The organism is Mannheimia sp., from assembly GCF_056854775.1.
This window is the reverse complement of record NZ_JBXGGI010000062.1, coordinates 1-2,501: the sequence shown is the minus strand read 5'-3', so window position 1 is coordinate 2,501 and position 2,501 is coordinate 1. Positions and strand designations below refer to the sequence as shown.

The following is a 2,501-nucleotide window of genomic DNA, read 5'->3' as shown; positions in this document are numbered from 1 at the left end:
GTTGCTTGGGGTACTATTTTTTGGCGTAACGATCAGCACACTTGGCTGGCTGGGTGTGGTTTTAGGGGGCGTGGCGATTTTCTTAATGACCGGCAGTGGCAACTTACGCCAACTTTCGTGGAAAACACTTTTCCTCGGTATCGCGAGCGGTTTATGTTTTGCTCTCACCTCCCTTTGGGTACGGGAAGCAAGCTTGCAACTAAACAGCCATTTTTTGATTTCAGCCGCTTGGGTACTGTTTTCGGTGATCAGCTTTGAGGCAGTGTTATTGGTGGCTTATCTCGCCATTTTCCAACCCGACACGCTACGGAAATTTTTCCGTTTCCCAAAATTAGGGATTCTCACCAGCCTGTTTTCATTTCTCGGCTCTTTCGGTTGGTTTAATGCGATGAGTTTAAATCACGTTGCCTTTGTGAAAACCCTCGGGCAGGTAGAGATCTTCTTTATCTTAGGTATTTCCTATTTTGTCTTTAAAGAACGCCTTAAAATTCAAGACTTTATCGGACTGATTTTGGTGGTCATTGCAGCAATTTTGGTGGTAATAAATTGATGAACTACAAAAACCCTAATAGTGTTCTCGTGATAATTTATGCTAAAAACACAAATCGGGTGCTAATGCTACAACGCAAAGACGATCCTGATTTTTGGCAGTCGGTAACAGGCTCAATTAACATTGGCGAACAACCGATTGAGGCGGCATACCGTGAAGTAATTGAAGAAACCGGTTTGCAAATTTCTGCCGAAAAACAACCGCTTGTTGATTGTAAAAAGCAGATAGAATTTGAAATTTTCCCGCATTTTCGGTATAAATACGCACCTAATATCACACATTGTGTCGAACATTGGTTTTTATTGCCGCTTGAAAGCGAACAAGAGCCGATTTTAAGCGAACACCTAGCCTATCGTTGGGTTTCGGTTGAGGAAGCTATTGAAATGACGAAATCCCCGAACAACGCACAGGCGATAAAACAATATTTAACAACATTAAAATAAGGACAACAAAATGGCAGGCCATAGTAAGTGGGCAAATATTAAACACCGTAAAGCAGCTCAAGATGCTCAACGTGGTAAAATTTTCACCAAATTAATTCGTGAGTTAGTCACCGCAGCAAAATTAGGCGGTGCTGATGTGAGTGCTAACCCTCGTTTGCGTTCAGCGGTAGATAAAGCGTTATCCAGCAATATGACTCGTGATACCATCAACCGTGCGATTGAGCGTGGTGTGGGTGGTGGCGATGACACCAATATGGAAACCAAAATCTACGAAGGTTACGGCCCGGGCGGTACAGCGGTAATGGTAGAATGTTTAAGTGATAACGCAAACCGCACCATCTCTCAAGTTCGCCCTAGCTTTACCAAATGTGGCGGTAACTTAGGCACAGAGGGTTCTGTAGGCTATTTATTCAGCAAAAAAGGCTTAATTTTAATTGCATCAGGCGATGAAGATGCATTGACTGAAGCCGCAATTGAAGCGGGTGCAGACGATATCCAAGTACAAGAAGACGGCTCATTTGAGATCTACACCGCTTGGGAAGATTTAGGCGATGTGCGTGACGGAATCGAGGCTGCTGGCTTTAAAATTGAATCTGCCGAAGTCACAATGATTCCTTCAACCACCGTTGAGCTTGATGCAGAAACCGCACCAAAATTACTGGATTTAATCAACCGCCTTGAAGATTGTGATGATGTACAAAACGTCTATCACAACGGCGAGATCAGTGATGAAGTGGCGGCGTTGCTTTAATTAAACAGCCTATTAAAAAGCGTAAAAATGGGGATAATTTGAGTTATCCTCATTTTTTTATGAACTTTTTTCACATAGCACCTCTCTAAATGAATAGAGGCGATTGCTTCTAAATTCTATGAAAATTACTTAAGGAGAAAACTATGAAATTAGTCAAATTCGTTCCCGCTCTAGCCGCAACTTTAGTATTAGCCGCTTGTTCTAATGCAAATAACCAACCGGCTCCTCAACCAACTGTAGATCCTGTAGCAAAAGTAGCTGACCAAGCAGCTCAACAAGTAAATGAAATTGCAGGCAATGCAGCTCGCGGAGCTGCAGCTGTTAAAGTGGAAAAAGCGACTGACAGCTCAAAATCAATCGTTTACCGTTGTTTAAGTGGTAAAAGAGTAACTGCGACTTATGCTTTCCAAGGTGATGAAGCAAAAGCGGTAAACTTAGTATTAAAAGAGGGCAGAAAATCGCAAAAAATCCCAACTTTAACACGTAATGCTGAAAACAAAGATTTTACCTCATTCGTTTCTGATGAATACATTTGGAACGTAGATAGCAACTTCTCTCTTGCCAATGCAACCAAAGAAACTACCGGTATGCTGACGAAAAAAGGTAAAGATTCTGACGATATCTTAGCGAAACTTTGCGATGTAGATAAAAAATTAACGAAAAAATTAAATAAATAAGCATTGATTAATTAAACTATAAGCGAGAAGATATACCTTCTCGCTTATTTTATTTATAACAGAAATGGCTATTATTTTAG

The 2,501-nt window shown here is 41.2% G+C and carries 4 protein-coding genes; all 4 read left to right on the top strand.

Translation table 11 applies throughout. The features are described 5' to 3' along the window. A partial coding sequence (locus ACJHV0_RS04870) for an EamA family transporter (RefSeq protein ID WP_483133539.1) occupies positions 1 to 550 on the top strand: 550 nt, incomplete at its 5' end. After that, positions 550 to 993, top strand: a complete 444-nt coding sequence (nudB, locus tag ACJHV0_RS04865; RefSeq protein WP_334232010.1) for a dihydroneopterin triphosphate diphosphatase — start codon at positions 550 to 552, stop codon at positions 991 to 993. The genes ACJHV0_RS04870 and nudB, both read left to right, overlap by 1 nt. 10 nt (positions 994 to 1,003) lie before the next feature. Continuing rightward, positions 1,004 to 1,744 (top strand): YebC/PmpR family DNA-binding transcriptional regulator, encoded by a 741-nt coding sequence (locus ACJHV0_RS04860; RefSeq protein WP_334248878.1) that lies wholly within the window; start codon positions 1,004 to 1,006, stop codon positions 1,742 to 1,744. Positions 1,745 to 1,887: 143 nt separating this feature from the next. Then, on the top strand, positions 1,888 to 2,421 hold the full coding sequence (locus ACJHV0_RS04855; RefSeq protein ID WP_334254286.1) for a hypothetical protein: 534 nt from the start codon (positions 1,888 to 1,890) through the stop codon (positions 2,419 to 2,421). Positions 2,422 to 2,501: the final 80 nt, after the last annotated feature.